The sequence below is a fragment of the Streptomyces sp. AK08-02 genome (genome assembly GCF_033795085.1).
Lineage (GTDB): Bacteria > Actinomycetota > Actinomycetes > Streptomycetales > Streptomycetaceae > Streptomyces > Streptomyces echiniscabiei.
In genome coordinates, this window is sequence record NZ_JARAZV010000017.1 from 53,982 (window position 1) to 77,943 (window position 23,962).

The window sequence follows — 23,962 nt, forward strand, 5'->3', positions numbered from 1 at the left end:
TTGGACCGACGGGGCCCGCGAAACTCATCGGAGCCGGCTGAAGGACTCCGGGTGTACTCGTGTTCAGGTGCCGTACTCCTGGATCCGTCGGCCATGACTCCGGTCGACGAGCGCGGGCAGCCGCTCCCCCAGCTCCCGGACGATTCCCGGCACGTCGAGGGTCAGCAGTTGACGGTCGCGCATGAGAACACGGCCGTCGACGATCGTCGTACGGACGTCCGAGGACCGGGCGCTGTGGACGAGAGTGGCGGCGAGATCGTGCACGGGCTGGGTGTGCGGCCCGGTGAGGTCCACGAGGATGATGTCGGCCTTCCGACCCGGCGCCAGGCTGCCGATCCGTTCGCCGAGTCCCACCGCTCGCGCGCTCTGCAGCGTGGCATGGTCCAGTGCCTGCCGGGAGGTCAGCCAGCGCGGGTCGCCCTCGGTCGACTTCTGGATCAGCGAGGTGAGCGCCATGGAGTCCCACACGTCGAGCGAACTGTTGGAGGCGGCGCCGTCGGTGGCCAGCCCGACCGGGACGCCGATCTCGCGCAGAGCGCGTACCGGAGTGGTGGTGGGCCAGGCGAACCTGAGGTACCCCCGGGGCGCGGTCGCCACGGCCGTACGTCCGTTCGTGCGCTCCAGGACGGGGAGGTCGCGCTCGACGACGCCGGTGCCGTGCGCGACGAGGACGTCGAGGTCACCGGTCAGGACACCGGCGCGGGCGAGGACCTCGATCGGGGTGAGACCGTGCCGGGCGAGGCTGGCGTCGGTCTGGTCGCGGTTCTCGGCGGCGTGGATGTGCACGGGCAGTCCGTGTGCGCGGGCGAGATCGGCGGTGGCTGCGAGGTCGGCGTCGTCGACGGTGTACGGGGCGTGCGGGGCGAGGGTGGTGGTGATGCGGCCGTCGGCGCCGCCCCGGTGCCGCAGCGCGAACTCCAGTGACCTCTCACGCCCCTGCGGCCCCTGCGAGGAGAAGTACGCCTCGCCCAGATGTGCCCGGATCCCGCACTCCTCGACCACCGCGGCCACGGTGTCCATCGAGAAGTAGTGGTCGGCGAAACAGGTGACGCCGCCGCGGATCATCTCGGCGCAGGCGAGCCGCGCCCCCAACTCCACGTCGATGGCGGTGAGGTTGGACTCGATCGGCCACACGACACCGTTGAACCACTCCTCGGTGGGCAGGTCCTCGGCGATCCCGCGCAGCGCCACCATAGGGGCGTGCGTGTGGCAGTTGATGAGCCCCGGCATGGCCAACTGTCCACGCGCGTCGATGCTTTCGGCCGCCTCCGGGAGCTCGACTCCCACGCCGATCGCCTCGATGATCCCGCCGCGTACGACGATCGAGGCGTCCTGGGTGAACTCGATCGTGTCGCCGGCGGCGGCGTGGCGGAGTGCGGTGCAGCCGGTGATGACGAGATCCGCGGGGGCAGCAGCGGGAGCAGGCGTCATGGGGCCACCGTACGGCGGGGTCGTGCCGTGGGCGGCGCCGACCGTGAGAACGGGCGGGCACCGGTCGGCGTCAACCGGCGAGCGTCCTCTCGCCGGCCTCCGACACCCGCATCCGCAACCCGGCGCGCTCGCGCCGCACCGCGAGTTCGTCCAGGAGTTCGGTGAGGTGTTCGGTGTGCCGGCGGGTGAGGTGTCCGGTGTCGTCGAGGTGTACGGCACAGGCGGTCGCCGTGTCGACGATTCGTTCGAGGGTGGCGGCGACCTCCCCCGTGCCCTCGGTGTGCCGGGCCAGCGCGGGCAGTTCGGCAGCGGAGTGCGCGATGGCGGTACGGGCCTCGGCGAGCGCGCGATACGCCTCACGCCGCAGCATCCAGCGCGCGTGCCGGTCGTCCGAACCGCTCATCACATGCTGGAGATAGTCCTGCGCGGCCTCGGCGGCCCGCGTCAGCCGCGCCCGAACGCCCCCGCCCCGCTGCCCGGGCATGGGCAGATGCCCGACGATGAGTACGAGGGCACAGGCGACCAGGGTCTCCAGGATCCGGTTCCACGACGCCTGGGGCTCACCTCCCACCATCACCAGGGCGAGCACGAGCACCGTGACGACGGCGGTCTGGGCGGCGAAGTGCCGGGTGGCGACCGGGATCAGCGCACCGCTCACGGCGACGAGCGCGACGAGCCCCTCGGGCCGGGGCAGGACTGCGGCGAACCCGGCGAAGACGACAGCCCCGAGGACCGTCCCCGCCGCCCGGCACAGGACACGCGAGACGAGCGGCCCGAGGTCGGGCTTGACGAGGAAGACGGCGGTGGCCGGAATCCAGTACCAATGGGCATGGTGCGTGGCCTGCGCGACGGCCGCACCGGCGCCGAAACAGAGCGCCACCCGCAGCCCGTACTCGCGCCCACCGGAGTCGACAGCCGTGCGCAGCAGGGCCGTGACGCCACGGCGCCGGGTGTGCAGGTCGTGTGTGTCGCCACCCCGGTCGAACGCGTCGGCGGCCTGCAGCAGCGCGTCGTCGAGGGCGCGCAGCCCCGGTGCGGAGCGGGCCGGGGCGGGCAGCGGTCCGGTGTGCGTGTTGGTCCGTACGGCGGCGGCGAGCCGGCGGGGCCCTTCCGCCACGCGCGCGTGGAGGGCGTCCCCGGTCCAGGCGAGGGCGGTCGCGGCCTCGGCGAGGGGCAGCGCGGCGGCGTACTGGGTGCGCAGCCGTCGCTCGTCCGCGGAACTGGCGTACTGGCGGATCCGGGGTCCGCCGAGGGCGTCCTGGGCGTGGTCGAGCGCGGCGGTGAGGGCGACGCGCCGGGTGCCGGCCTCGTCCGTACCGGCGGCGTCGAGCAGATGGGCGACAGCGTCGTACACGGCGGCGACAGCGGCGCGCTCCCCGTCGAAGCGGAAGTCACCGGCGCCGGAGCCGGGGGTGGGCAGCGCGAGCCGCAGGGTGAGCAGCCAGCCGGCACCGGCGACGAAGAACAGCGCCCGTTCCCAGCCGGGCTCGGGCAGCGGCATCCCGGCCCCGATGGCGGCGGCGACGAGCAGTTGTGTACCGGCGCCGGAGGCGACGGGCCCGATGGCGCTGATCCCGCCGGCGAAGAGCCCGAGGCCGGTGAGGAGAAGGGTCAGCGGCACAGCTCCGAACTGCTGTCCGGCGTAGGTCCCGACGACCAGCCCGAGAGCCCCTGCCGACGCGGGTACGCCGAGCCGCCTGACGGCGGAACGCCGACTGCCCGGCCGGTCGTTGATCCCGGCGAGCATGGCACCGAGCGCGGCGACGACACCGAGGGAGGTACGGCCGGCCAGCACACCGGCCAGCAGCAACGGCCCGGCGGCCAGCGCACCCCGGAGGACCGCGTTCCAGGGCACGGGTCCGCGCTGGGCGCGCAGGGTGTGGGCGAGCCAGGGCGGCAGGGCGAAACGCGGACGCGTGCTGCTGGGGCGTGACACAGAGCTCCTGTCGGGCGAGGGCTGGGGGTGCGATGCCTTCGGGCGACGTCGGCCGGGCTGTGGTTTCAGCGTAGATCGGGGTGGTGGAGGAGATGGGACGCAAGTATTTCGGGGATGTGACGGTCTGCGGGAAACCCGCGTTCTTTATGAACGCAAGGACAAGGGCGGGGAGAGGACGAAACCGTCCGTCGGCACAGCTACTCGCGGCCTGACCGCCTCCGTACGCCCCTAGCCTGCGGCGGGAACTCCGAAGTCCGCCCCCGAGATTCCACCGAACCCCGCGGCGATGCGTACCAACGGCTCGCGCAGCGCGGTGAGTTCCGCGCGCATCGCGGACGCCTGCGACCAGGCCGCCTCGTGGTCGAGGGGGGCCACAGCGGCCGGGCGGCCGGTCTCGTGCGCGGCGAGCCGGGGATGCCAGGTGGTCGTGAAGGGCCGGATCGTGTCGTTGATCAGGGCGTACGCCAGACTCTGCACCGTCACGGCGCCGGCCGTCGAACCCGGCTGCAGACCGATGTTGTACGTGTGCAGCGTGCCGCGCGTGAAGTCGATCAGCGATTTCAGGGACGTCAGTGCCTCGCGCAGACTGCCTGTGCCGGGCGCCAGCTCCTGCACGCCGATACGGGTGACCAGTTCGATCTGGATGTCGAAGGCCGCCATCCGCTCCGACTCGCTGGGTACCGCCATGGGGACCTCCCTCCGGCTTCCGGGAAGGGCCAGCGTAACCGGGCCGCGCCGACCGCACAGGGTGCGCAGGGCCGCGCGCCGCAGGGCCTCGGCGCGGGCGGGGGCGGGGTCGTGGTGGCGCCAGGCGTGCAGGACTACGGGATGCGGCTGCCAGCGGTCCTCGGGGAGGGGGCTCAGCAGGCTGCGTACGCGCAGTTCGGCGATGCCCGTCGCGGCACGCCGGTGGGCCACCACGTGCGGGACGGCGTCGGTCGCGGCCAGCACGGCCGCCACGTCGTCGACACCCAGCGGCAACGGGTGCAGGGCCGCCGCGCAGCGCAGTACGTCGGCCGCGTCCGGGGTGTCGACGTCCCGGACGAGTGACGCGGTCACGTGCGCGATCCCGTTTCCGCTCTCGCTGTCTGCGAGCGTGTCGAGGGGGGACGCGCCCGGTCCATGCAGCCCGTCGTAGAGAGACGCGGGGCGATGACCGGCGCGAACCGCCCGGCCGAGGAGATCCAATGCCCCCGGGTGCCCACCGACCGCCTGTGCGAGCACGTCGTCGCCGACAAGCACACGCGCGCGTGCCGCGTCGAGGGGTCCCAGGTCGACGGAAGTGCCCAGTCCGTCGTACGCCCGGCTGCGCAGCGTGAACAAGGTGTGACCGCCCGGGCGGGGTGCGGCGAGGCGGGCGAGCTCGCGGCCGGAGAGCCGCGCGTCGGGCATCCCGTCGACGATCCACAGGAACGGTTCGCCGGTGGTCCCGACGTGTCCCGGCTCCGTGTTCCCGGGGTGCGCCGCGGACCCCGTGTGCGCCGCGTACTCGTCGAACCGTTCCTCGTACTCCTCGTACGACTCACCGCTCAGCCAGTACACGCCGCCTGGGTACGCCGCCTCGAAGCGCAGCGCGTACTCCTGTGCGAGCCGGGTCTTGCCGATGCCCGCCATGCCTCGGATCTGCACGGCGTGTGCGGCGGCGCGGCCGGTGACCAGGGGTGCGGAGTGGGCGTGCAGTGCGGAGTGCACCTGCCACAACTCGGGGAGCCGGCCGAGGAACTCGGGGAACGGTTGGGGCGTTCCCCGAGTACGGCGCACGGCGCCGTACTCCCTGACGGGCATCGGCCCGTCGAGCCGGCCGACATGTTCGCGCACGTCGGTCGTGAGGGTGTCCAGGTCGTCGGCGGAGGCGTGCCGGGCGTCCCGCAGTTCGACGGGGTGGATGTGACCGTTCCCGTGCTCCGGGTTGACGACCATGACGCGTCGGCGTGGATCACCCTCACCGAGTCCCGCGAGATAGGCGGTCGTCAGCTCCCACTGACAGGCCTCGCGTTCCGGGTAACCGGCGGAGTAGTAGGCCAGGAGGGCCTTCGAACGGGCCAGTTCACGCCGGATCGTGTCGCTGATGCCGGCGAAGGACGCGACTCCGGTCTCGTCGGTGAACACGGAGAGTCCGCCGTCCGACAGCGCCCGGACAAGCGGACGCACCCGGTCCACATCGCCGCGGCTGTAACTGAGGAAGACATCCCACACGACGGATTACCCTACTGTGAGCGCGGGGAGGGCGATCATGAGACGCAGGCGGCGCGGACCGAGGGGTCCGTCGCAGATAACGGCCACGCTGGCGATTCCCTTCGTCGGCGAGATCTCGGGTACCTGGGTTCCGGCCGACGCGGAGCGCAGCGCGGCCTGGGAGCTGTACCTGGAGCTGGTCACCAGGGTGTCCGTCGAGGAACTCGACCGCGATGAGGGATTCCTGCGCGAGGCGCTCTCCTCCCTGTACACCTTCTTCGGCACCACCCGCGAGATCCTGCGCCGTTACGGCCCCGACATCGCCCCGCCGCTCGCTCCCGGCCACGTCAGCTTCGGCGTCCTGGCCGTCACGGTCCTCAACCGCGTCCTGCGCCCCCTGCTCGCGTCCTGGCATCCCCGCCTGACCGCGTACGAGTCGAGCCGGCCCACGGATGTGGACCCGGTCGCGTACGAACGGGCCTGGGAACACGCGGACGCCCTGCGGTCGGAGATCGCGGCGGTCCGCCAGACGCTGGCGTCACTGGCCCGGACCCTGCAGAAGGTGGCCGGTGTCAGCGACCTGATCGACCTGCCGGCACCGCGCTCACCGGGGCTGGGTCGCGGATTGGGGCACCCCCCCCCGCAGCTCAGAGCCCTTCTGAGGGTCGTTGAGGGCACGGTCGGCGACGGGCTCGGTCTCGTCCTGACCGCCTGAGAGCGCACCGTTCGACTCCTGGCTCCAGGGCGGCTCGGGTGATTGTCAGTGGTGGGCGCTTCAATGGGAGGTGTCGTCACAGAGCGTCACGACCGAGCTACGGGGGAGGTAGTCATGGATTGCCATGCCAGCGATCGGGGCTACGAGGACAGTCGGGAGCAGGAAAGCCCACAGAGCGGTGAAGGCTACGAGGAGGACGGGCAGCGGTACGTCTCCCTGGCGGGACTGCGGGCCCGCGGGTGGACCGGCGGGATGGTGCACCGGCTGCTCGGGACACCGGACCGACTCAGCGTCAATCCGCGGCTGAGGGCGGCGCCGCAGGTCCGGCTGTATCGCGTCGAGCGGGTCGAGGCGGCCGAGCGGACCGACGAGTTCCGGAGGGTGGCGGCGTTCTCGGCGCGTCGATCGGAGGCGGTGCGCAACGCGGTACGTCGCCGACGTCTGGAGGTCCTGGAGCGCGTCAGGACCGAGCCGATCGAGGTACCGCGTCTGGATCCGGGCAAACTCGCCCTGCGGGCGGTGGAACACCGGGCACGACGGGAGGCGGCGGCCGGCTGCCGGATCGAGCTGACCGACGACGACTCCGCGCAGGACACGGGCCGCGCCCATCGCGCCTCTCTCGCCCCCTGGAAGGTCGACTACCTACGGCACCTGATGAGCCACTACGACGGGCTTCTGGACGGTCTGCCGGGAGGCGAGCGGGACTCCGGCCGGGCCGAGGCCGCGGAACTGCTCCGGCGACGGATCTGTGCGGCCATCGCCGAGGCGTACCCGCCACTTGAACAGGAGTGCGAGAGGCAAACGCGCGACCAATGAGCGGGTCCACCGCGAAGGTGAATCCCCAGGTGAGATCCCCTCCCGGGCCGGACATGCGCCCCGCTCACGTCCCTACGCTCCGGCCATGGAAGATGATCTCGCCCTGCGCGTGCACGAACGTCTGGCGGCGTGCCCCGGCCTGCGCCCGGTCGGGGCCGCCGAAGGACACCGGTTCGACCTGTGGGACCTGGCCTCACTCGCCGAGGGCGCCCTCGGCGAGTGCGCCGACCCGGACTCGCTCACGGCCTCGCACGAGAAGCGGTTGCGCCTTCGGCTGGGGGCGACCGGGCGGGCGTACACGCACAACGACGACTACTGCAGGAGGTACTGGATCCGGGACCCCAGCGAGGACACTGGAGGCGGGCGGCCGAGGGGACCGCTCGGGACCGTCGCCGTGGACACCTGGCCGAGCGGCGTGGGCTCGCTGCGCGTCTCGTCCCTGTACGTCCATCCCGTCGCCCGTCGACGCGGCCTCGCCTCGTCGACGCTGGACACGGTGTACGAGGCGTGCCGCGCCGAGGGCCTGCACGGCTTCCGGCTCGACACGTGCTGGACCTGGCAGCGGAGCGTTCGCTACTACCTCAACCGGGGCCTGTGGGTGACGTCGTGGAAGCGCGCGCTCGGGCTCGCCCGGCTGTCGTACCTGCCCCGGTACGAAGTCAGGGAGACCGAGGGCCAGTTGACGTTCCTGGTGGCGGATCCGGAGGCGAACGCGCCCGAAGCGGCGGTCCCGCTGCTCGTCGCCGGTTCCGCCGACGGCCGGCTGCGGCTGCGGGAGACCGAGCGGTACGCCCGTACCCGCGACGAGCTGAACGCCGTCCGTCACTACGCACTCTCGACACTCTCGCTGCATCTCGCCGTGCGCGGGCTGCCGTTGGTGAGAGGGGAGGAGGAGTGGGCCGAGGCGCTCGCGGGCCGGTGGTGCGACATCGGCGCCCCGGAGGGTCTCGCGCGGAGGATCGAGGCCTTCGAGCAGGTGGCGCGAGACGACGGCTGGCGACTGACAGGCCTGTACGGCCGGTCGTCCCACTCGCGCCGCGACTGACACCCCACCCGCGCCTACCCGCGACGGACGGACCGGACGTCAGCCGCCGTACGACCACCCCAGCGTGCACTCGACGAAAATCCGGGTGCGCCCGACACCCGGCATTCCGCATGATCGGCAGGTTGCCCTGCGGGCGCCCCTCGCGTCCGCTCTCTCCGTTCTCCGTTCTCCGTCCGCCGTCCCACCACTCACCTCTGCAGGAGCCCGCCATGGTCAAGCGCGTCACCGTCCCCGGTCTGTTCCCGCCGCCCACGTACTCCCATGCGTCCGTCGTCGAGGCGGGCACACGTATCGCGTTTCTCGCCGGTTCCGTGCCGCTGGACGCGGAGGGGCGGATTGTCGGGGTGGGTGATCCGGTGCGGCAGGCGGAGCAGGTGATCGCCAATCTGGGCGAACAACTCCGGGCGGTGGGCAGCGACTTCTCGCATGTCCTGGCGACCGATGTGTACGTCGTGAGCGGCGAGCCGGGGGTACTGGGCGCCGTCTGGGAGGTCGTCGAGGCGTCCGGCCTGTCCACCGGACCGCATTCGTCGACTCTGCTCGGGGTGGCCTGCCTCGGTTACACCGGACAGCTGGTGGAGATCACGGCGACGGCCGCCGTCCCGTAAATCCAGGTGCGTTCGGTACGGCGCGTATGGCAGGCTCCGCCCCCGTGACCCACGCAGCCCCCGCTCCGAAGATCACCCTCCGCCGCGCGACGGCCGACGACGCCGGTGCCGCGGCCGACGTGCTGCTGCGGTCCAGAACCGCCGCCCTGCCCACCGTCGCCTGGCCGCGGTCCGACGACGAGGTCCGCGACTACTTCCGGGACGTGGTGGTGCCGCACCGCGAGACCTGGGTCGCGGAGGCGTCGGCCGGGGACGGGACGGTCGGCGTGATGGTGCTCGCCGGAGACGAGGTGTCCCAGCTGTATCTGCTCCCCGGCTGGCGCGGGCACGGCATCGGTGACCTCTTCGTCGCCCTCGCGAAGGAACGCAGCCCGGGCGGACTGACCCTGTGGACCTTCCAGGTCAACAAGCCCGCCCACCGCTTCTACGAGCGCCACGGCTTCGTCGCCGTCGAGCACACGGACGGCAGGGAGAACGAGGAGCGGGAACCGGACGTGCGGTATGTCTGGCAGCCGAACCTCGCATAGTCGCGGCGGGCCCGGACTCACTACCGTGCGTTGCGGACCGGGCCGAGGGCGTACGACACCTGCTGCTTTCCGGTCGGTGACCGTCGTGGGCCCAAACCCAACCCCAACCCACAAGCCCCCAGCCCCCAGCCCCGGAGCACGCGGTCACCGCCGTCCCGTGCCCCCGCACATCACCCCCGAGCCGCCCCGAGACCAACCCACCTGCGCCCCGGAGTTCCCGCTCATGAGCCGGACCTCACTCCGCCGGTCGTCCCCACCTCCGGCTCTTGGGCAACGGCTTCGCATAGCTCCCCGCCCGGCTCGTCGTCAGCCCCAGAGCGACCAGTGACTCCACCAGCTTGACCGCCGCACCCACCCCGTCGACCACGGGCAGCCCCAGCTTCTCCCCCACCGCCCGCTGCAGACCGGTCATCCCCGCGCAGCCCAGGACCAGTACCTCGGCCCCCACCGCCACCGCCCGCTCGGCCGCCGCGAGGAACGCCTCCTCGGTGCGCCGGTCGTCGCCGAGTTCGAGGACGCCGAGGCCGGTTCCGACGACGGCTGCGCAGTTCCGTCCGACGCCGGCGATGTCGAGGCTGTCCTCGATCTGGCCGCACGAGCGTTCGAGGGTGGTGACGACCCCGTAGCGCCGCCCGAGCAGACACGCGAGGTGCGCCGCGGCCTCGGTGATGTCGACGACGGGTACGTCCATCAACTCCCGTACACCCTCCCGCCCGTGCTCACCGAACCCGGCCATGACGACGGCGTCGCAGGGACCCTCGTACGTCCGCAGGGTGTCGAGGACGGCGGCGGCCGAGAGATAGCTGTCGAGCCAGCCCTCCGCCGACCCGGGGCCCCACGCGGGGGTGAGACCGTGCACGGTGGTGCCCGGGCCTGCGGCGGCCCGGGCACCTCGTACGATCTCCTCGGTCATCGTCCGCGTCGTATTGCAGTTGGTGACGACGATCCGCACGCTCAGCCCGCCGCAGAAGCGCAAGCGGAAGCGGACGACGCCTCGACGGCAGGCGACTCGGCCCGCTCGTCCCGGCACAGGAGCGCGTACAGCCCCGCCGCCAGCGCCGTGCCGATGAACCACGAGTACGGGGCCACATCATGGAAGTCCTTCACCAGGGCGAGGACCGCCGCGACACCGGCCGCGGGCAGGAAGGCCCACAGGGCTTTGGGGTTGACGCCCTTGCGGTAGTAATAGCGCGAACCGGGCTCGCCGTTGAAGAGTTCGTCGACGTCGATGCGGCCCTTCTTGACCCAGAAGTAGTCGAGCATGATCACGCCGAACAGCGGTCCCAGGAAGGCGCCGAGACCGCCGAGGAAGTACTGGACGACCGTGGGGTTGGAGAAGAGGTTCCACGGGGTCACCACCAGCGCGGCCACCGTGCTGATCATGCCGCCGATCCTGAAGCTGATCCTCTGTGGCCAGACGTTGGCCAGGTCGTACGCGGGTGAGACGAAGTTGGCGACGATGTTGACGCCCATGGTGGCGACGGCGAAGGTCAGGGCCGCCAGTACGAGCACCCAGGTGTTGCCGACCTTGGCGACCAGCTCCGCGGGGTCGGTGATGGCCTCGCCGAACACCTCGATGGAGCCGGCCGTGACGATGACCGAAACGATCACGAAGGCGGTCGAGTTGAAGGGCAGTCCCCAGAAGTTGCCGCGCTTGACGGTCTTGTAGTCGGGCGCGAAGCGGGAGAAGTCGCAGAAGTTGAGCATCAGCGTGCCGTACGTGGCGATGATCAGCCCGATCGCGCCGAACCACTGCCGCCACTGCTCGCCGACGGAGACCGGGTGCGGGGTGGAGGTGAGCGAGATGGTCCAGCCCGCCTTGGAGAGGACCCAGACAGCGAGCGCGATCATGACCAGCCAGATGGCCGGACCGCAGAAGTCCTGGAACTTCCGTACGGACTCCATCCCCTGGCTGATGATCAGCGCCTGGATCAGCCACAGCGAGACGAAGGAGAGCCAGCCGAGCGCGTCGAGCCCGAGGAACGAGCTGTGTGTCCATGATTCGAGCCCCGGCCAGGCAGCGAGGAGCATGACGTTGACGGCGACGGAGGCCAGGTAGGTCTGGATGCCGTACCACATGATGGCGATGACGGCCCTGATCAGCGCGGGGATGTTGGCGCCCCAGACGCCGAAGCTGATCCGGCTGATGACGGGGAACGGAACGCCGTGCCGCTGGCCGATCCTCCCCATCCAGTTCATGCCGACGTAAATGATCACAAAGCCGACGAGGAGGGAGGTGAAGATCTGCCAGACGTTCATGCCGAGGACCAACAGGCCCGCCGCGAACGTGTAGTTGCCGAGGTTGTGGACGTCCGACATCCACATCGCGAAGAGGTCGAAGACCTTCCAGTTGCGCTTGCCCGCGGGCGCGAGGTCCTCGTTGGTGAGCCGGGGGTCGGGGACGAAGGCTGGGGTACCGGTGACTTCGGCGCGGTCGGCTAGGGACACGGTGACTCCAGGGGCGAGGGGACGAGGCAGACGGGGGTGGGGGGATGAAGGAGCGAAAGGCGGGCCGGTTTGGTATACCAAACTGCCGCCATGGTCCCTCCGTCAAGAGTCCGGTCCGGTATCCGCTCCGTTACGGCTCCGTAAATCACCCCCAGGTCGGCGAAGATGGGCCCATGACGAAGATCGAACCGCTCGGAGCGGTGCGCGAGCGGGTCCTGGCGGCCCTGCGGGAGGAGATCATCGCGGGCCGGCTCGGGCCCGGGGACCGGCTCGTCGAACGGGAACTGGCCGAACGTTTCGGGGTCTCCCGGGTCCCCGTCCGCGAGGCGATCCGGGCCCTGGTCGCCGAGGGTTTCGTCTTCTTCGAGACCCCGCGGCGCACGGTCGTACGCCGTCTCACCCGGACCGACGTGGCCGAACTCTTCGAACTGCGCGAGGCCTTGGAGGTCTACGCGTCCGGCCTCGCCGCGACCCGCGCGACCCCGGTGGACCTGGCGGAACTGGCGGAACTCCTCGACCGGGCCGCCGCGGCGACGGCGGCGGACGACGCCGAGACCATCACCGACGTCAACACCCGCTTCCACGACCGCATCCTGGCCACGGCCGGCAACAGCCTGCTGATCTCGGTCATGGAGCCGGTCGACGGCCGGCTGCGCTGGCTCACCCGCCGCAACGAGGAGTGGCCCCATCTCCTCGCCGAACACCGCGAGTTGTACGACGCGATCGCGTCCGGCGACCCGGCGCGGGCCCGCGCCCACGCCCTGACCCACGTCCAGGCCAACCACCGCTCGACGGTACGGCACCTCTTCGGAACGGAAGGCGACCTGTGAGCGCCCGTACGGTGATCGGCGCCGCCCGCACCCGCCCCTGCACACTGGTCGTCTGCCGTGGCTGCTGTTGCGGCGACTCGCGCAAGTACCCCGGTTACGACCACGACTGGCAGCTGGACCGGCTGCGTGCTGCGGCCGCCGCCTCCGCCGGACGCCTCGCGGTCCGTACGACGGACTGCCTCGGCCCCTGCGACCAGGCCAACGTCATCGTCGTACAACCGTCCGGCGAGGGCCGGGGTCGTGGCGGCAAAGCCGTGTGGATCGGCTGGTCGATGGGCGACGACTGCACCGACGAGATACTCCGGTGGGCGGAGGCGGGCGGCCCGGGAATCGCCCCTCCCCCGGCCACGCTGGAACTCCAGTTCGTCCAGTCCTCGGGCGAGCGCACCCGGGACCGGACCCGACGCGGTCGCTAGCCGACAGCGACAGTCGGCCCCCGGTTCAGCCGCGGGCGGCGTACCGGTCCGTGGCCGCCACCAGCTCGTCCACCATGCCGGGCGCCCCCGCGTTGTGCCCCACCTCGTCGACGACGATCAACTCACTGCCGGGCCAGGCGTGATGGAGCCGCCACACCGTGCCCAGCAGGTTCCCGGGGTCGAGGCTGCCCTGGACGAGAGTGCCGGGGATGTTCTTGAGCAGGTGCGCGTCGCGCAGTACGACGCCGTGCGCGCCCTCGCTGCCCTCGCCCAGGAAGTGGTCGTTGCCCCAGAAGTGGGTGACGGTCCGGGCGAAGCCCATGCGGAACACGGGGTCCTCGTAGCGCGGTACGGAACGGGGCGGCGCCGGGATCATGGCCGTCTCCCAGTCCGTCCACGCCCGCGCGGCCCGCTCTCGTACCTCGGGATCGGGCGACTCCAGCAGCCGGTTGTACGCGGCGGCCAGGTTCCCGTCCCGCTCGTCCTCGGGCACCCCGGCGCGGAACTTCTCGAACCCCTCGGGGAACAGTTGCCCAAGTCCTCTGGTCAGCAGGGCCACTTCGGCGTCGGAGCCGGTGGCGACAGCGGTGAGCACCAGTTCGGACACGACCTCCGGGTGGGTCTGCGCGTACCGCAGCCCGAGCACCGATCCCCACGACACCCCCCACACCAGCCACCGCTCGATCCCCAGGTGCCGCCGCAGCAGTTCCAGATCGGCCAGGATGTGGTCCGTCGTGTTGACGCTCATATCGGTGTCGTACGCGCTCGCGTGCGGCGTCGAACGCCCGGCGCCCCGCTGATCGAGCAGCACGATCCGGTACGCGGCCGGATCGAAGTACCGCCGGGAGAACGCGCTCGCTCCGGACCCCGGCCCACCGTGCAGGAACACCGCCGGTTTGCCCCGTGGGTTGCCGCAGACCTCCCAGTAGACTCGGTTGCCGTCCCCGACGTCGAGCATGCCGTGGTCGTACGGTTCGATCTCCGGATACAGGCCCATCAGGGCAACGTAACGTGCGTACGCCGGTCCGGTCGCGTGAATTTCGCGCGGGTGCCCGGGCCGGCGCGGTCGCTCTCACCGCTCGTGCGGGAGGCCGGCCGCGCTCGCCGCGTCCCGCAGCACATCCCGGAGCATCTCGGGTGTGAGGCGGCCGGTGAAGGTGTTGCGCTGGCTGACGTGGAAGCAGCCGAAGAGGCGCGGTCCGCCGCCGAGTGTGACCCGCGCCCCGTGTCCGAAGGCGGGGCGCGGACGCGGCACGCTCCAACCGGCCGCGTCGAGGGCGGGCAGCGCCGCCTGCCAGCCGAACGCCCCGAGCACCACCACGGCCCGCAGGGTCGGCCGGAGCAACTCCAGTTCGCGCACCAGCCACGGCCGGCACGCGTCCCGCTCCTCGGGCGTCGGCTTGTTGGCGGGCGGGGCGCAGTGCACGGGCGAGGTGATGCGTACGCCGTACAGTTCGAGCCCGTCGTCGACGCTCACCGAACCGGCCTGCGAGGCGAGCCCGACCTCGTGCAGCGCCGCGTACAGCACGTCTCCGGAGCGGTCCCCGGTGAACATCCGGCCGGTGCGGTTCCCGCCGTGGGCGGCGGGCGCCAGCCCGACGATCAGCAGCCGGGCGTCCGCCGGCCCGAACCCCGGCACCGGCCGCCCCCAGTAGTCCCAGTCCGCGAAGCCGGCCCGCTTGGTACGGGCGACCTCCTCCCGCCAGGCGACCAGCCGAGGGCAGGTCCGGCACCCGACGATCCGCTCGTCGAGCCCCGACAGGCTGGTGTCCATGGGTCCACGGTAGATCGGCTGGGCTACAGCGGCGCAGCACGGGTGCCGCCAGGGACCGGAAAACCCGTCCGGTCCGTCCGGCCCGGGGCGATGAACCGGAGTACTAAAGTCGAGGGCATGGCATCTGGCAGGGCTCCCGAGGACCCGGACACCGAAGGTCGCGCGCCCACCGAAGAGGGCACCCAGGACGGCGCCGTGACGGGTACCGCACCGGCCTCCCCCGCGGTGGCCGCGGCCGACGCCGCCCGTCCGGCGAGCGGTGAGAGCGTCCGTATCGACAGCTGGATCTGGTCCGTACGTCTCGTGAAGACCCGTTCCATGGGCGCGACCGCCTGTCGAGGCGGCCACGTACGCGTCAACGGCGAGCGCGTGAAGCCCGCGTACGCCGTCCGAGTCGGCGACGAGGTCCGCTACCGCCATGCCGGTCACGAGCGGATCGTCGTGGTGAAGCGTCTGATCCGCAAGCGGGTCGGAGCACCGGTGGCAGTCGAGTGCTACGTCGACAACAGCCCTCCGCCGCCACCCCGCGAGGCGGTCGCCCCCGCGGGCATCCGTGACCGCGGCACGGGCCGCCCGACGAAGCGTGACCGCCGAGAGATGGATCGCCTCCGAGGCCTCACCGGCCCCGACGAGGACTCGTAGGAGCCGGTGAGCTCCCCTGTCCTCGCGGAGCCCTCACGGACGTGACCCCGCAGGGCCGGGGCCCGAGACGCGGCGGCGGCGTCCAGCAGGGTCCCCCGCGACCCGCCGAACGCCCCCCGCCGTACGCCGGCAGCTCACACCCGTCGCCGCACCAGCCGGAGCAGGTCCGCGTTGTGTCCTCGGCGGGCCCAGGCGATGAGGGTGAGCGGGACGATGAGGATCAGGGGCGTCGCCGCGTACTGCCCGTCGAAGACAGCGACCTGCACGACGAACGCGCCCACCATCAGCGCACTCAGTGCCATCGCGGCCACCGACTGCAGCATCGGGATCAACAGCGCGACGGCTCCGGCCAGTTCGAGCAGTCCGATGGTGTACATCCCGGGGTTGCCCCAGCCCATCCTGTCGAAGGACTCGACGGCCGACGGGTGCGCGATCAGCTTGGGCAGCGCGCTCGCGAACCCGTAGAAGAGTGCCAGCACCACCTGAAGCGCCCGCAGCGCGATCCAGGCACGCCGCCCACGGGCGGACACGGACTTGCCGGAGGCGACCTGTGTGGTGGAGGCGTCGGCGGTGAGGGGAGTGACGGGAGCGGTGGTCTCGGACATGGAGTCTCCTGTGTGAAGCGGTTCGCGTCGCTGTCACAGAGATAGACCACCCGCCGGCCCAGAACTCATCGCCACCCGGCGGGATTTCTCAGACCGGGCGCAGAGCCTGGTGCGGCCCGATGGGAAGCTCGACCTTGATGGTGTCTCCGGGGCGCACCTCGCCTCCTTCCGTCACGATGCTCATGATTCCGGCCTTGCGGACGACGTTGCCGGTGGCGTCCCGTCCGACCATCCGTTTCAGCAGTCCGCCCTCGAAGTGGTCGATCTGCAGACAGGGGTTGCGCAGGCCGGTCACCGTCAGCACCACGTCGTCACCTATGTGCAGCAGGGTGCCGACCGGAAGCGCGAGCAGATCGACCCCCCGGGTGGTGATGTTCTCGCCGAGTTGTCCGGGGGCCACCTCGAACCCCTCCTCACCGACCTCGGCGAAGAGCTCCTCGTGTATCAGGTGGACCTGGCGCAGATTCGGCAGCGTGGGGTCCGCCGCCATCCGCGATCGATGCTTGACGGTCGTGCCGGCGTGCACGTCGCCCTCCACGCCCAGCCCGGCCAGCAGTCGGACGCTGTCCCTGTTCGGTTTGCTGAACGAGTACCCGCCGTTGCTGCTGACCGCCGCCACTGTGCCGCTCATCCTCAGAACCCCCTGCGTCATGTATCCCGGTGCGCTACACCCTTCCCCTACCCACTGACCGCTCTCACCCAGACCCCGTCCTCCGTCAGATACCGGTCGACTCGCAGCCCCGCCTCCCCCAGCGCCTCCTCGAACTGCTCCGGTGTCAACGGCCGGGCCAGGAAGGTCTGGGTCCACACCGCGTCCGGGAACTCGTACTCCGCGCGCACCGAGTTGACACCGTCCCCGACAGGCTCGGACGACACGATCCGGATCGTGGAACCACTCGGGCCGACCCGCTCGCGGGGCAGGTTCGTGTGGTAGTCCGCGCCCTCCCGCTGGATCAGCACCTGGCCGCCCTCCGCGAGATGGCGGGCACAGGTGCGCAGCAGCCCCCGCCGCACCTCGGCGTCCCCGGCGTGGACGAGGAACGACGCGAGCATCACCACGTCGAACTTCTCACCCAGATCGAGATCCTCGATCGGGCCGCATATCGTGCGCGCTCCCCTGACGCGCTCCAGCATCTCGGCCGACTCGTCGACCGCCGTGACCGTGAAACCGCGCCCCAGGAGCGGGCGGGTCATCCGTCCGACGCCACTGCCCAGCTCCAGGATGTGCGCGCCTCCCGGCGCCGACGCGGCGATGATGTCCGGCTCGTCCCCGATCGGCAGCCGCGAGTAGAGCTCGACCGCGCAGCCGTCCGGGGTGATCGCACCAGGTCCCGTGCCCTCATGTCCTTCACGCATTTCGAGTCGCATGCCCGCACAACGGCCCGCAGCCGCACGGGCGTTCCCGCCCTCCGCCTGTTCACCCGTTCGAGTCAAACCGGTGGGAGCGGGAACCATCCGTGCCCGATGTACCAGTGGCCGCCCGCCCGCAGATGGTCCCCGACAGCCCGTTCCACCGTGGTCCGCCGGGGCAGTTCGGCGACCGGGAGGTCCGGGTTCCCGAACACGAACTGGACCGGTTGCGTGTCGGCCGGTTCTCCCGCCTCCGGTGCGATCCGGAAGCGTTCCTGGAAGCGGACGATGTTGGAGTCCGCACCCAGATACCGCTTCAGCTGCGGATCCAGCAGCCAGGAGTGACAGACCCCGGCCGTGTACCGCTCGCCCGGAAAGTGCCGTGCGAAGAAGTCCGGGGCCAGTGCCAGGGACCGGTCGCAGGCGGCCGGGGACAGCGGTCCGTGGAAGTCGGGGATGTGCAAACTGAGACACATGGCGTCGGCGTCCGAGGCCAGGCCGGTGGTGGAGAGCGGCCCCGCCGCATGCTCTTCCGCACGCACCCGCTGGAACTGCAGCCGCCCCAGCTGGAACAGCTCCCCGTGAAAGTGCAGAGCGAGCCACCACGGGGCCTGGACACCGCCCTGGCCGTGTCTTCTGCGGTGCGACGCCATGTTCCGCCCGACGTCGGCGAGCGTCCGGCGGGACACCTCGGGCGGGATTCCCAGGGCATGGTGATGGGCGCGTACGCGGGGAAGCGCCGCGACGTACACGTACACGGCGAAGTACCGGCCCAGGGCGGCCGACGCCCCGTCCGCCCGCCCGGTGAACAGCTCCGCGATCCGGTCGTCGGGCCAGGGCGCCGCCCCGCCGATCTCTCCCATGTTCCGGGCCAGCCCCTCGACGCACTCCTCCAGGAGTCCCATCGCGGCGGAGTCACGGGCCAACAGGCTCCGCAGTGCGACCAGTTCGTTGATGTCCTCATGGGGCACGGCCAGGTCGAGCAGGATCTCGGGGAGGTCGTCGGCGTCCGGCAGCACGGTGTGGTTCTCCCTTGTCGTCTCGGTGGGCCGGCGGTCCGTCGGTCCGGCCCACGGCCCTTGGTCAACGTCCGGCGCGAAGAGTACGTTTCAGAAAGGAGCAGTGGTCCCGATGCGTACAGGCAGTGAGCCCATGACAGCGCGCAGTGCTCTGCGGGCGCGGCTGTGGCTCAGTGTGTGGGGGCTGGTCTGGGCGATCGCGGGGACGGCCGTGTTCGCCCTCGCCGGGCGTCCCGGGTGGGCGGCTGCCTGCGGCGTGCTGTGGCTGGTCGTCACGGTCGACATGACCATGATCCTGCGGCACATCCGACAGGGCCCGCACTACCAGCCGGGCCCCGACATCCCGCCGTACCGGCCGCCTGAACACGGCCCGTGACCTCACGCGCGCGGGTGTACTCATCGGAGTCGACCGTCCACCACCGACGGCTCAGGACGGTGAGTCGTCGAAGCGCGCCGCTTCCAGATAGCGCGGGTTCGGGTCGAGCGCGGCCGCCAGCCGGAAGTGCCGCTTGGCCTGCTCGGGGCGGCGCTGGCGCTCGTAGGTACGGGCGAGCGCGTAGTGCGCGAAGGCGTTGTCCGGCTCGCGCTCCAGGACGATCGTGAACTCGAGCTCGGCGGGGCGCAGTTGGGCGGCGGCGAAGAAGGCACGCGCGCGCAGCAGCCGGGCGGCCGTGTTCTCGGGGTGCGCGGCGATCACGGAGTCGAGCAGTTTCACCGCGCCACGGGGATCGCGGGCTTCGAGCAGTCGCTCGGCCGCGCGAAAGTCGATGACATGCGTCTCCGGAGTACGTCCGGTCCATCCGCTGGTCTCGGGCACGGCTGAGTCCTTCCCTCACTACGGCGGTTCAACGCCAGGCCGCGGCAACGCTATTCCCGCGCGGCCCGCGCTCTACGTACGAGTTCCGCCCATACGTCCGTTACCCGCTTCTCCAGCTCCCGCAGCGGAACGTCGTTGTCGATGACGACGTCCGCGATCTCCACGCGCTGCTCGCGGGTGGCCTGGGCCGCCATGCGCGCGCGTGCGTCGTGTTCCGTCATGCCGCGCAGCCGGACCAGCCGGTCGAGCTGGGTCTCGGGGCTCGCGTCGACGACGATCACGAGGTCGTACAGCGACTTGAGGCCGTTCTCCGCGAGCAGCGGTACGTCGTGGATCACGACGGCGTCGTCCGCCGCGGCGGCTTCGAGAGCGCGGGAGCGGACGCCCACCAAGGGGTGCACGATCGAGTTGAGAACGGCGAGCTTCTCCGGGTCGGCGAAGACGATCGAGCCCAGTCTGGGCCGGTCGAGGCCGCCGTCCTCGGCGAGGATCTCCGTGCCGAAGGCGTCGACGACCGCCGCGAGGCCCTCGGTCCCCGGCGCGACGACCTCGCGCGCGATGCGGTCCGCGTCGATCAGGACGGCGCCGCGCTCCACGAGGAGTCGTGACACCTCGCTCTTGCCGGCCCCGATGCCGCCGGTCAGGCCCACTGTCAGCATGCCCGGCAGCTTAGGGCCTGCCGCTGACAGCCGCTGCGACAGGGCGGCCCCGAAGGCTCGGCCCCTGGCAGGTCGGCCGTCGGCGGCTCAGCCCTCGCCCTCCCGCTCCGCGAGGAACCGCTCGAACTCCAGGCCGATCTCGTCGGCGGACGGGATCTCGACGGGCTCCGCCAGCATGTTGCCCCGGCTCTCGGCGCCGGCAGCCGCGTCGTACTGGTGCTCAAGGCCCTGGACGAGGGCGACGAGGTCCTCGTCGCCCTCCTGGATCTGACGGTCGATCTCGGTCTGGGTCCGGTGGGCGTCCGTGCGCAGCGCGTGCGCGATGCCGGGCAGGACCAGACCGGTGGCGGCCGTGATGGCCTCCAGAACGGTCAGAGCGGCGTCCGGGTACGGAGAGCGGGCGATGTAGTGCGGGACGTGCGCGGCGACGCCCAGGACGTCGTGGCCGGCCTCCATGAGGCGGTACTCGACGAGCGCCTCGGCGCTGCCGGGAACCTGTGCCTCCTCGAAGGGGCTGCGGTGGCCCGGCACCAGTTCGTTGCGGTTGCCGTGCGGGGTGAGGCCCACGGGGCGCGTGTGCGGAACACCCATGGGGATGCCGTGGAAGTTCACCGCCAGGCGGACACCGAGGCGCTCGATGATCTGCTGGACGGCCACGGCGAAGCGCTCCCACTCGACGTCCGGCTCGGGTCCGGACAGCAGCAGGAAGGGCGCCCCCGTGGCGTCCTGGACGAGCCGCACATCGAGCGTGGGGACTTCGTAGTCGGTCCACCGGTCGCGCTTGAACGTCAGCAGCGGGCGGCGCGCGCGGTAGTCCACGAGCCGGTCGTGATCGAAGCGGGCCACCACTTGGTTGGGCAGCGTGTCGAGCAGTCGGTCGACGATCTGGTCGCCTGTCTCACCCGCGTCGATGTATCCGTCGAAGTGGTAGAGCATGACAAGACCGGCCGACTCCTGCGCCAGCGCCATGTCGACGACGGCCAGGCCTTTCGGCTCCCATGCGTACAAACCCTGCGGATCAAGCACTGTGACCGCTCCTCCTCGTGTTCGTACTGCACAACGTGAAACGGAGCACCGGCATTCCCGCCCGGCACCCGCTCACAGGTACGACTTACCCCGCGTGGGACTCACGCATGACCGTCACACGGACACCACGCGCGCGTGGAGGGCTGTTACCGCCGGGCACCGGCGTGCCCGAGCCGGTCGCGGTGAAGTGCCCATGCCCGGCGCACCTGTTGCCGGGCATGCCGCCCAAGGGCCCGTCACGGCACGCCGGTTGCCGCCGCGTCCCACACGTTTGCGTCGCACCACAGAACGGCAGCCGACGGCCCACCGGAGCGCACGAGCCAGGGCGCACAAGACCGAAGGGCCCGCACCTTGTGGGTGCGGGCCCTTCGACTGGCTGCTATGCCTCAGCGGCAGCGATCAGCTCTGGCCACCGGCCAGCTTCTCGCGGAGCGCCGCAAGGGCCTCGTCGGACGCCAGGGCGCCGGACGTGTCGTCCGACTCCGAGGAGTACGAGCCGCCGCCACCGCCGGAGGCGGCCGGAGCCGCACCCGTGGTGCTGGTGCCCTCGGCCTCCGCCTGAGCGTCGGCCTCGCGGGACTTGATGACCTGAGCCTGGTGCTGCTCGAAGCGCTGCTGCGCCTCGGCGTACTGGTTCTCCCACACCTCGCGCTGGGATTCGAAGCCCTCGAGCCAGTCGTTGGTCTCGGGGTCGAAGCCCTCGGGGTAGATGTAGTTGCCCTGGTCGTCGTACGACGCGGCCATGCCGTACAGCGTCGGGTCGAACTCGACCGAGGCCGGGTCGGAACCGAAGGACTCGTTGGCCTGCTTCAGGGACAGCGAGATCCGGCGACGCTCAAGGTCGATGTCGATGACCTTGACGAAGATCTCGTCGTTGACCTGGACGACCTGCTCCGGGATCTCCACGTGGCGCTCGGCCAGCTCGGAGATGTGGACCAGACCCTCGATGCCCTCGTCCACGCGGACGAACGCACCGAACGGAACGAGCTTCGTGACCTTACCGGGGACGACCTGACCGATCTGGTGCGTCCGGGCGAACTGCTGCCACGGGTCTTCCTGCGTCGCCTTCAGCGACAGGGAGACACGCTCGCGGTCCATGTCGACGTCGAGAACCTCGACGGTGACTTCCTGGCCGACCTCGACAACCTCGGAGGGGTGGTCGATGTGCTTCCAGGAGAGCTCGGAGACGTGCACGAGACCGTCGACGCCACCCAGGTCCACGAAGGCACCGAAGTTGACGATCGAGGAGACGACGCCGGAGCGGACCTGACCCTTCTGCAGGGTCGTGAGGAACGTCTGGCGCACCTCGGACTGGGTCTGCTCGAGCCAGGCACGGCGGGACAGGACCACGTTGTTGCGGTTCTTGTCCAGCTCGATGATCTTCGCCTCGAGCTCCTTGCCCACGTAGGGCTGGAGGTCGCGGACTCGACGCATCTCGACGAGGGAGGCCGGCAGGAAGCCACGGAGGCCGATGTCGAGGATGAGACCACCCTTGACGACCTCGATGACGGTACCGGTGACGATGCCGTCCTCTTCCTTGATCTTCTCGATGGTGCCCCAGGCGCGCTCGTACTGGGCGCGCTTCTTCGAGAGGATCAGGCGGCCTTCTTTGTCCTCCTTCTGGAGAACAAGGGCTTCGATCTCGTCGCCGACCTTGACGACCTCGTTCGGGTCGACGTCGTGCTTGATCGAGAGCTCACGGCTCGGGATGACACCTTCGGTCTTGTAACCGATGTCGAGGAGAACCTCGTCCCGGTCAACCTTGACGATGACGCCGTCGACGATGTCACCATCGTTGAAGTACTTGATCGTCTCGTCGATAGCGGCGAGGAATGCTTCCTCGTCACCGATGTCGTTGACCGCAACCTGCGGAGTGGTGGCGGTGATCTCGGTGCTGCTCGTCATGTGGGAAAGGGCTCCGGTACGGACAGAGAGTCGTAGGTACTGCTTGCGCCGGGAGCCCGTTTCGCTCTGCAGAAGGCCGGACAGCCAAGGAAGCGCCACACCAGGACCCGAAGATCCGGTGGCGCCTCGACAACCGAGGGGACATACATACAGATGCGAGCGCAACCTGCTAGGTCTGAGGTGCGCAGGCCCGCAGCGCAACTTGTAGCATACGGGGGCAGCCGGGCAGGGTCAATGCGCGAAGGCGCACACCCGGGGCGCATCACCGCATACCCGGCACAAGACGTGTCCCAGGAGGCCACGAGGGCGTGATGACGCCCCACGGGTGACGGCCGCCGGGGACAGGTCGGGCCGAAGAACCCGCACACTAAGCCGAAGAACCCGCACACTAATACGAGGGAGCCGATCATCCAAGAGCCCGAATCGTCCGAGCCGGAGGCCACCCGGCGGTCCGCCGGAGTCACCGAGAGTTCCCGGGCCAACCGGGGCTGGTGGGACCGGAACGCGGACGACTACCAGAACGAGCACGGCACCTTCCTCGGCGACGACCGCTTCGTCTGGTGCCCGGAGGGCCTCGACGAGGTGGAGGCCGAACTCCTCGGCCCGGCCGAGGACCTCAAGGGCAAGGACATTCTGGAGATCGGCGCCGGCGCGGCCCAGTGCTCACGCTGGCTGGCCGCCCAGGGCGCCCGCCCGGTGGCCCTGGACCTCTCCCACCGTCAGCTCCAGCACGCCCTGCGGATCGGCGGCGGTGTCCCTCTGGTGGAGGCCGACGCGGGCGCCCTGCCCTTCGCGGACGGCTCGTTCGACCTGGTGTGCTCGGCCTACGGGGCCATGCCCTTCGTCGCCGATCCGGTGCTGGTGCTGCGCGACGTCCGCCGGGTGCTGCGCCCGGGCGGGCGTTTCGTCTTCTCGGTGACGCACCCGGTCCGCTGGGCGTTCCCCGACGAGCCCGGTCCCGAGGGCCTGTCCGTCTCGGGTTCGTACTTCGACCGGACGCCGTACGTCGAGCAGGACGACGACGGCAACGCGGTGTACGTCGAGCATCACAGGACGATCGGCGACCGCGTCCGGGACGTCGTCGCCGGCGGTTTCCGCCTGGTCGACCTGGTCGAGCCGGAGTGGCCGGCCTGGAACACCTCCGAGTGGGGCGGCTGGTCCCCGCTGCGGGGCAACCTCATCCCCGGGACAGCCATCTTCGTCTGCGAGCGCGACTGA

Annotated in this window: 25 protein-coding genes; 10 read left to right on the forward strand and 15 right to left on the reverse strand. The window is 70.8% G+C overall.

From position 1 onward, the window contains the following. Nucleotides 1-63: 63 nt before the first annotated feature. The 3 genes from PV734_RS32615 to PV734_RS32625 form a co-directional block, all read right to left on the reverse strand. On the reverse strand, nt 64-1,431 hold the full coding sequence (locus PV734_RS32615; RefSeq protein ID WP_319093682.1) for an amidohydrolase: 1,368 nt from the start codon (nt 1,429-1,431) through the stop codon (nt 64-66). 70 nt (nt 1,432-1,501) lie between these two features. After that, nucleotides 1,502-3,367: an FUSC family protein gene (locus tag PV734_RS32620; protein WP_319293272.1), complete on the reverse strand. Its 1,866-nt coding sequence runs from the start codon at nt 3,365-3,367 to the stop codon at nt 1,502-1,504. 228 nt (nt 3,368-3,595) lie between these two features. Beyond that, nucleotides 3,596-5,518, reverse strand: a complete 1,923-nt coding sequence (locus tag PV734_RS32625; RefSeq protein ID WP_415924304.1) for a TIR protein — start codon at nt 5,516-5,518, stop codon at nt 3,596-3,598. A gap of 82 nt (nt 5,519-5,600) precedes the next feature. On the opposite strand from PV734_RS32625, the gene PV734_RS32630 reads away from it, so the two are divergent. The 5 genes from PV734_RS32630 to PV734_RS32650 all read left to right on the forward strand — a co-directional run bounded on the left by PV734_RS32630 (nt 5,601) and on the right by PV734_RS32650 (nt 9,253). After that, nucleotides 5,601-6,257, forward strand: coding sequence for a hypothetical protein (locus PV734_RS32630; RefSeq protein WP_319293276.1), 657 nt, complete (start codon nt 5,601-5,603; stop codon nt 6,255-6,257). A 114-nt stretch (nt 6,258-6,371) separates the two neighbouring features. Beyond that, the gene (locus PV734_RS32635) at nt 6,372-7,073 is read left to right on the forward strand and encodes a hypothetical protein (protein ID WP_319293278.1); all 702 of its coding nucleotides are present in this window, start codon (nt 6,372-6,374) and stop codon (nt 7,071-7,073) included. An 85-nt stretch (nt 7,074-7,158) separates the two neighbouring features. Further along, nucleotides 7,159-8,118: a GNAT family N-acetyltransferase gene (locus PV734_RS32640; protein ID WP_319293280.1), complete on the forward strand. Its 960-nt coding sequence runs from the start codon at nt 7,159-7,161 to the stop codon at nt 8,116-8,118. A gap of 209 nt (nt 8,119-8,327) precedes the next feature. Next, nucleotides 8,328-8,726, forward strand: a complete 399-nt coding sequence (locus tag PV734_RS32645) for a RidA family protein (RefSeq protein WP_319093675.1) — start codon at nt 8,328-8,330, stop codon at nt 8,724-8,726. 44 nt (nt 8,727-8,770) lie between these two features. Next, on the forward strand, nt 8,771-9,253 hold the full coding sequence (locus PV734_RS32650) for a GNAT family N-acetyltransferase (RefSeq protein WP_319293283.1): 483 nt from the start codon (nt 8,771-8,773) through the stop codon (nt 9,251-9,253). 235 nt (nt 9,254-9,488) lie between these two features. On the opposite strand, the gene PV734_RS32655 is transcribed toward PV734_RS32650, so the two are convergent. Continuing rightward, complete coding sequence (locus PV734_RS32655) at nt 9,489-10,205, reverse strand: aspartate/glutamate racemase family protein (RefSeq protein WP_319293285.1); 717 nt, start codon at nt 10,203-10,205, stop codon at nt 9,489-9,491. A 2-nt stretch (nt 10,206-10,207) separates the two neighbouring features. Continuing rightward, nucleotides 10,208-11,701 (reverse strand): NCS1 family nucleobase:cation symporter-1, encoded by a 1,494-nt coding sequence (locus PV734_RS32660; protein WP_319293287.1) that lies wholly within the window; start codon nt 11,699-11,701, stop codon nt 10,208-10,210. Nucleotides 11,702-11,874: 173 nt separating this feature from the next. Between PV734_RS32660 and PV734_RS32665 the strand changes: the two genes are divergently transcribed. Both PV734_RS32665 and PV734_RS32670 read left to right on the forward strand, forming a co-directional pair. Beyond that, nucleotides 11,875-12,531 carry a GntR family transcriptional regulator gene (locus PV734_RS32665; RefSeq protein ID WP_319093671.1) on the forward strand — a complete coding sequence of 219 codons (657 nt, stop codon included), beginning with the start codon at nt 11,875-11,877 and terminating at the stop codon, nt 12,529-12,531. Beyond that, a complete protein-coding gene (locus tag PV734_RS32670) occupies nt 12,528-12,947 on the forward strand; it encodes a (2Fe-2S) ferredoxin domain-containing protein (RefSeq protein WP_319093670.1) in 420 nt (139 codons plus the stop codon). The genes PV734_RS32665 and PV734_RS32670 overlap by 4 nt, the downstream gene beginning before the upstream one ends. Before the next feature lie 25 nt (nt 12,948-12,972). Here PV734_RS32670 and pip read toward each other — a convergent pair whose 3' ends face one another. Together pip and PV734_RS32680 are read right to left on the reverse strand one after the other, a co-directional pair. Next, nucleotides 12,973-13,944, reverse strand: coding sequence for a prolyl aminopeptidase (gene pip / locus PV734_RS32675; protein ID WP_319093669.1), 972 nt, complete (start codon nt 13,942-13,944; stop codon nt 12,973-12,975). A 75-nt stretch (nt 13,945-14,019) separates the two neighbouring features. Then, nucleotides 14,020-14,721 (reverse strand): uracil-DNA glycosylase, encoded by a 702-nt coding sequence (locus PV734_RS32680; protein WP_319293289.1) that lies wholly within the window; start codon nt 14,719-14,721, stop codon nt 14,020-14,022. A 117-nt stretch (nt 14,722-14,838) separates the two neighbouring features. Between PV734_RS32680 and PV734_RS32685 the strand changes: the two genes are divergently transcribed. Beyond that, nucleotides 14,839-15,363: an RNA-binding S4 domain-containing protein gene (locus PV734_RS32685; RefSeq protein WP_319093666.1), complete on the forward strand. Its 525-nt coding sequence runs from the start codon at nt 14,839-14,841 to the stop codon at nt 15,361-15,363. A 134-nt stretch (nt 15,364-15,497) separates the two neighbouring features. Here the strand turns inward: PV734_RS32685 and PV734_RS32690 are convergent, their stop codons facing one another. The 4 genes from PV734_RS32690 to PV734_RS32705 all read right to left on the reverse strand — a co-directional run bounded on the left by PV734_RS32690 (nt 15,498) and on the right by PV734_RS32705 (nt 18,337). Continuing rightward, complete coding sequence (locus PV734_RS32690) at nt 15,498-15,968, reverse strand: DoxX family protein (protein ID WP_319093665.1); 471 nt, start codon at nt 15,966-15,968, stop codon at nt 15,498-15,500. An 88-nt stretch (nt 15,969-16,056) separates the two neighbouring features. After that, nucleotides 16,057-16,599: an MOSC domain-containing protein gene (locus PV734_RS32695; protein WP_319093664.1), complete on the reverse strand. Its 543-nt coding sequence runs from the start codon at nt 16,597-16,599 to the stop codon at nt 16,057-16,059. Between the two features lie 47 nt (nt 16,600-16,646). Further along, nucleotides 16,647-17,324 (reverse strand): class I SAM-dependent methyltransferase, encoded by a 678-nt coding sequence (locus PV734_RS32700; protein ID WP_319293291.1) that lies wholly within the window; start codon nt 17,322-17,324, stop codon nt 16,647-16,649. Between the two features lie 74 nt (nt 17,325-17,398). Beyond that, a complete protein-coding gene (locus PV734_RS32705; RefSeq protein ID WP_319093662.1) occupies nt 17,399-18,337 on the reverse strand; it encodes an acyltransferase domain-containing protein in 939 nt (312 codons plus the stop codon). A 112-nt stretch (nt 18,338-18,449) separates the two neighbouring features. On the opposite strand from PV734_RS32705, the gene PV734_RS32710 reads away from it, so the two are divergent. Beyond that, nucleotides 18,450-18,713: a DUF6343 family protein gene (locus PV734_RS32710; protein ID WP_319093661.1), complete on the forward strand. Its 264-nt coding sequence runs from the start codon at nt 18,450-18,452 to the stop codon at nt 18,711-18,713. Between the two features lie 51 nt (nt 18,714-18,764). On the opposite strand, the gene PV734_RS32715 is transcribed toward PV734_RS32710, so the two are convergent. The 4 genes from PV734_RS32715 to rpsA form a co-directional block, all read right to left on the reverse strand. Further along, a complete protein-coding gene (locus PV734_RS32715) occupies nt 18,765-19,154 on the reverse strand; it encodes a tetratricopeptide repeat protein (RefSeq protein ID WP_006383215.1) in 390 nt (129 codons plus the stop codon). Nucleotides 19,155-19,204: 50 nt separating this feature from the next. Next, nucleotides 19,205-19,813, reverse strand: coding sequence for a dephospho-CoA kinase (coaE, locus tag PV734_RS32720; protein WP_319093660.1), 609 nt, complete (start codon nt 19,811-19,813; stop codon nt 19,205-19,207). Between the two features lie 87 nt (nt 19,814-19,900). Beyond that, nucleotides 19,901-20,839, reverse strand: coding sequence for a PAC2 family protein (locus tag PV734_RS32725; RefSeq protein ID WP_319093659.1), 939 nt, complete (start codon nt 20,837-20,839; stop codon nt 19,901-19,903). 399 nt (nt 20,840-21,238) lie between these two features. Further along, nucleotides 21,239-22,744: a 30S ribosomal protein S1 gene (gene rpsA / locus PV734_RS32730; RefSeq protein ID WP_006381002.1), complete on the reverse strand. Its 1,506-nt coding sequence runs from the start codon at nt 22,742-22,744 to the stop codon at nt 21,239-21,241. Between the two features lie 405 nt (nt 22,745-23,149). On the opposite strand from rpsA, the gene PV734_RS32735 reads away from it, so the two are divergent. Beyond that, entirely contained in the window at nt 23,150-23,962 is an 813-nt protein-coding gene (locus tag PV734_RS32735) for a class I SAM-dependent methyltransferase (protein WP_319093898.1), read from the forward strand.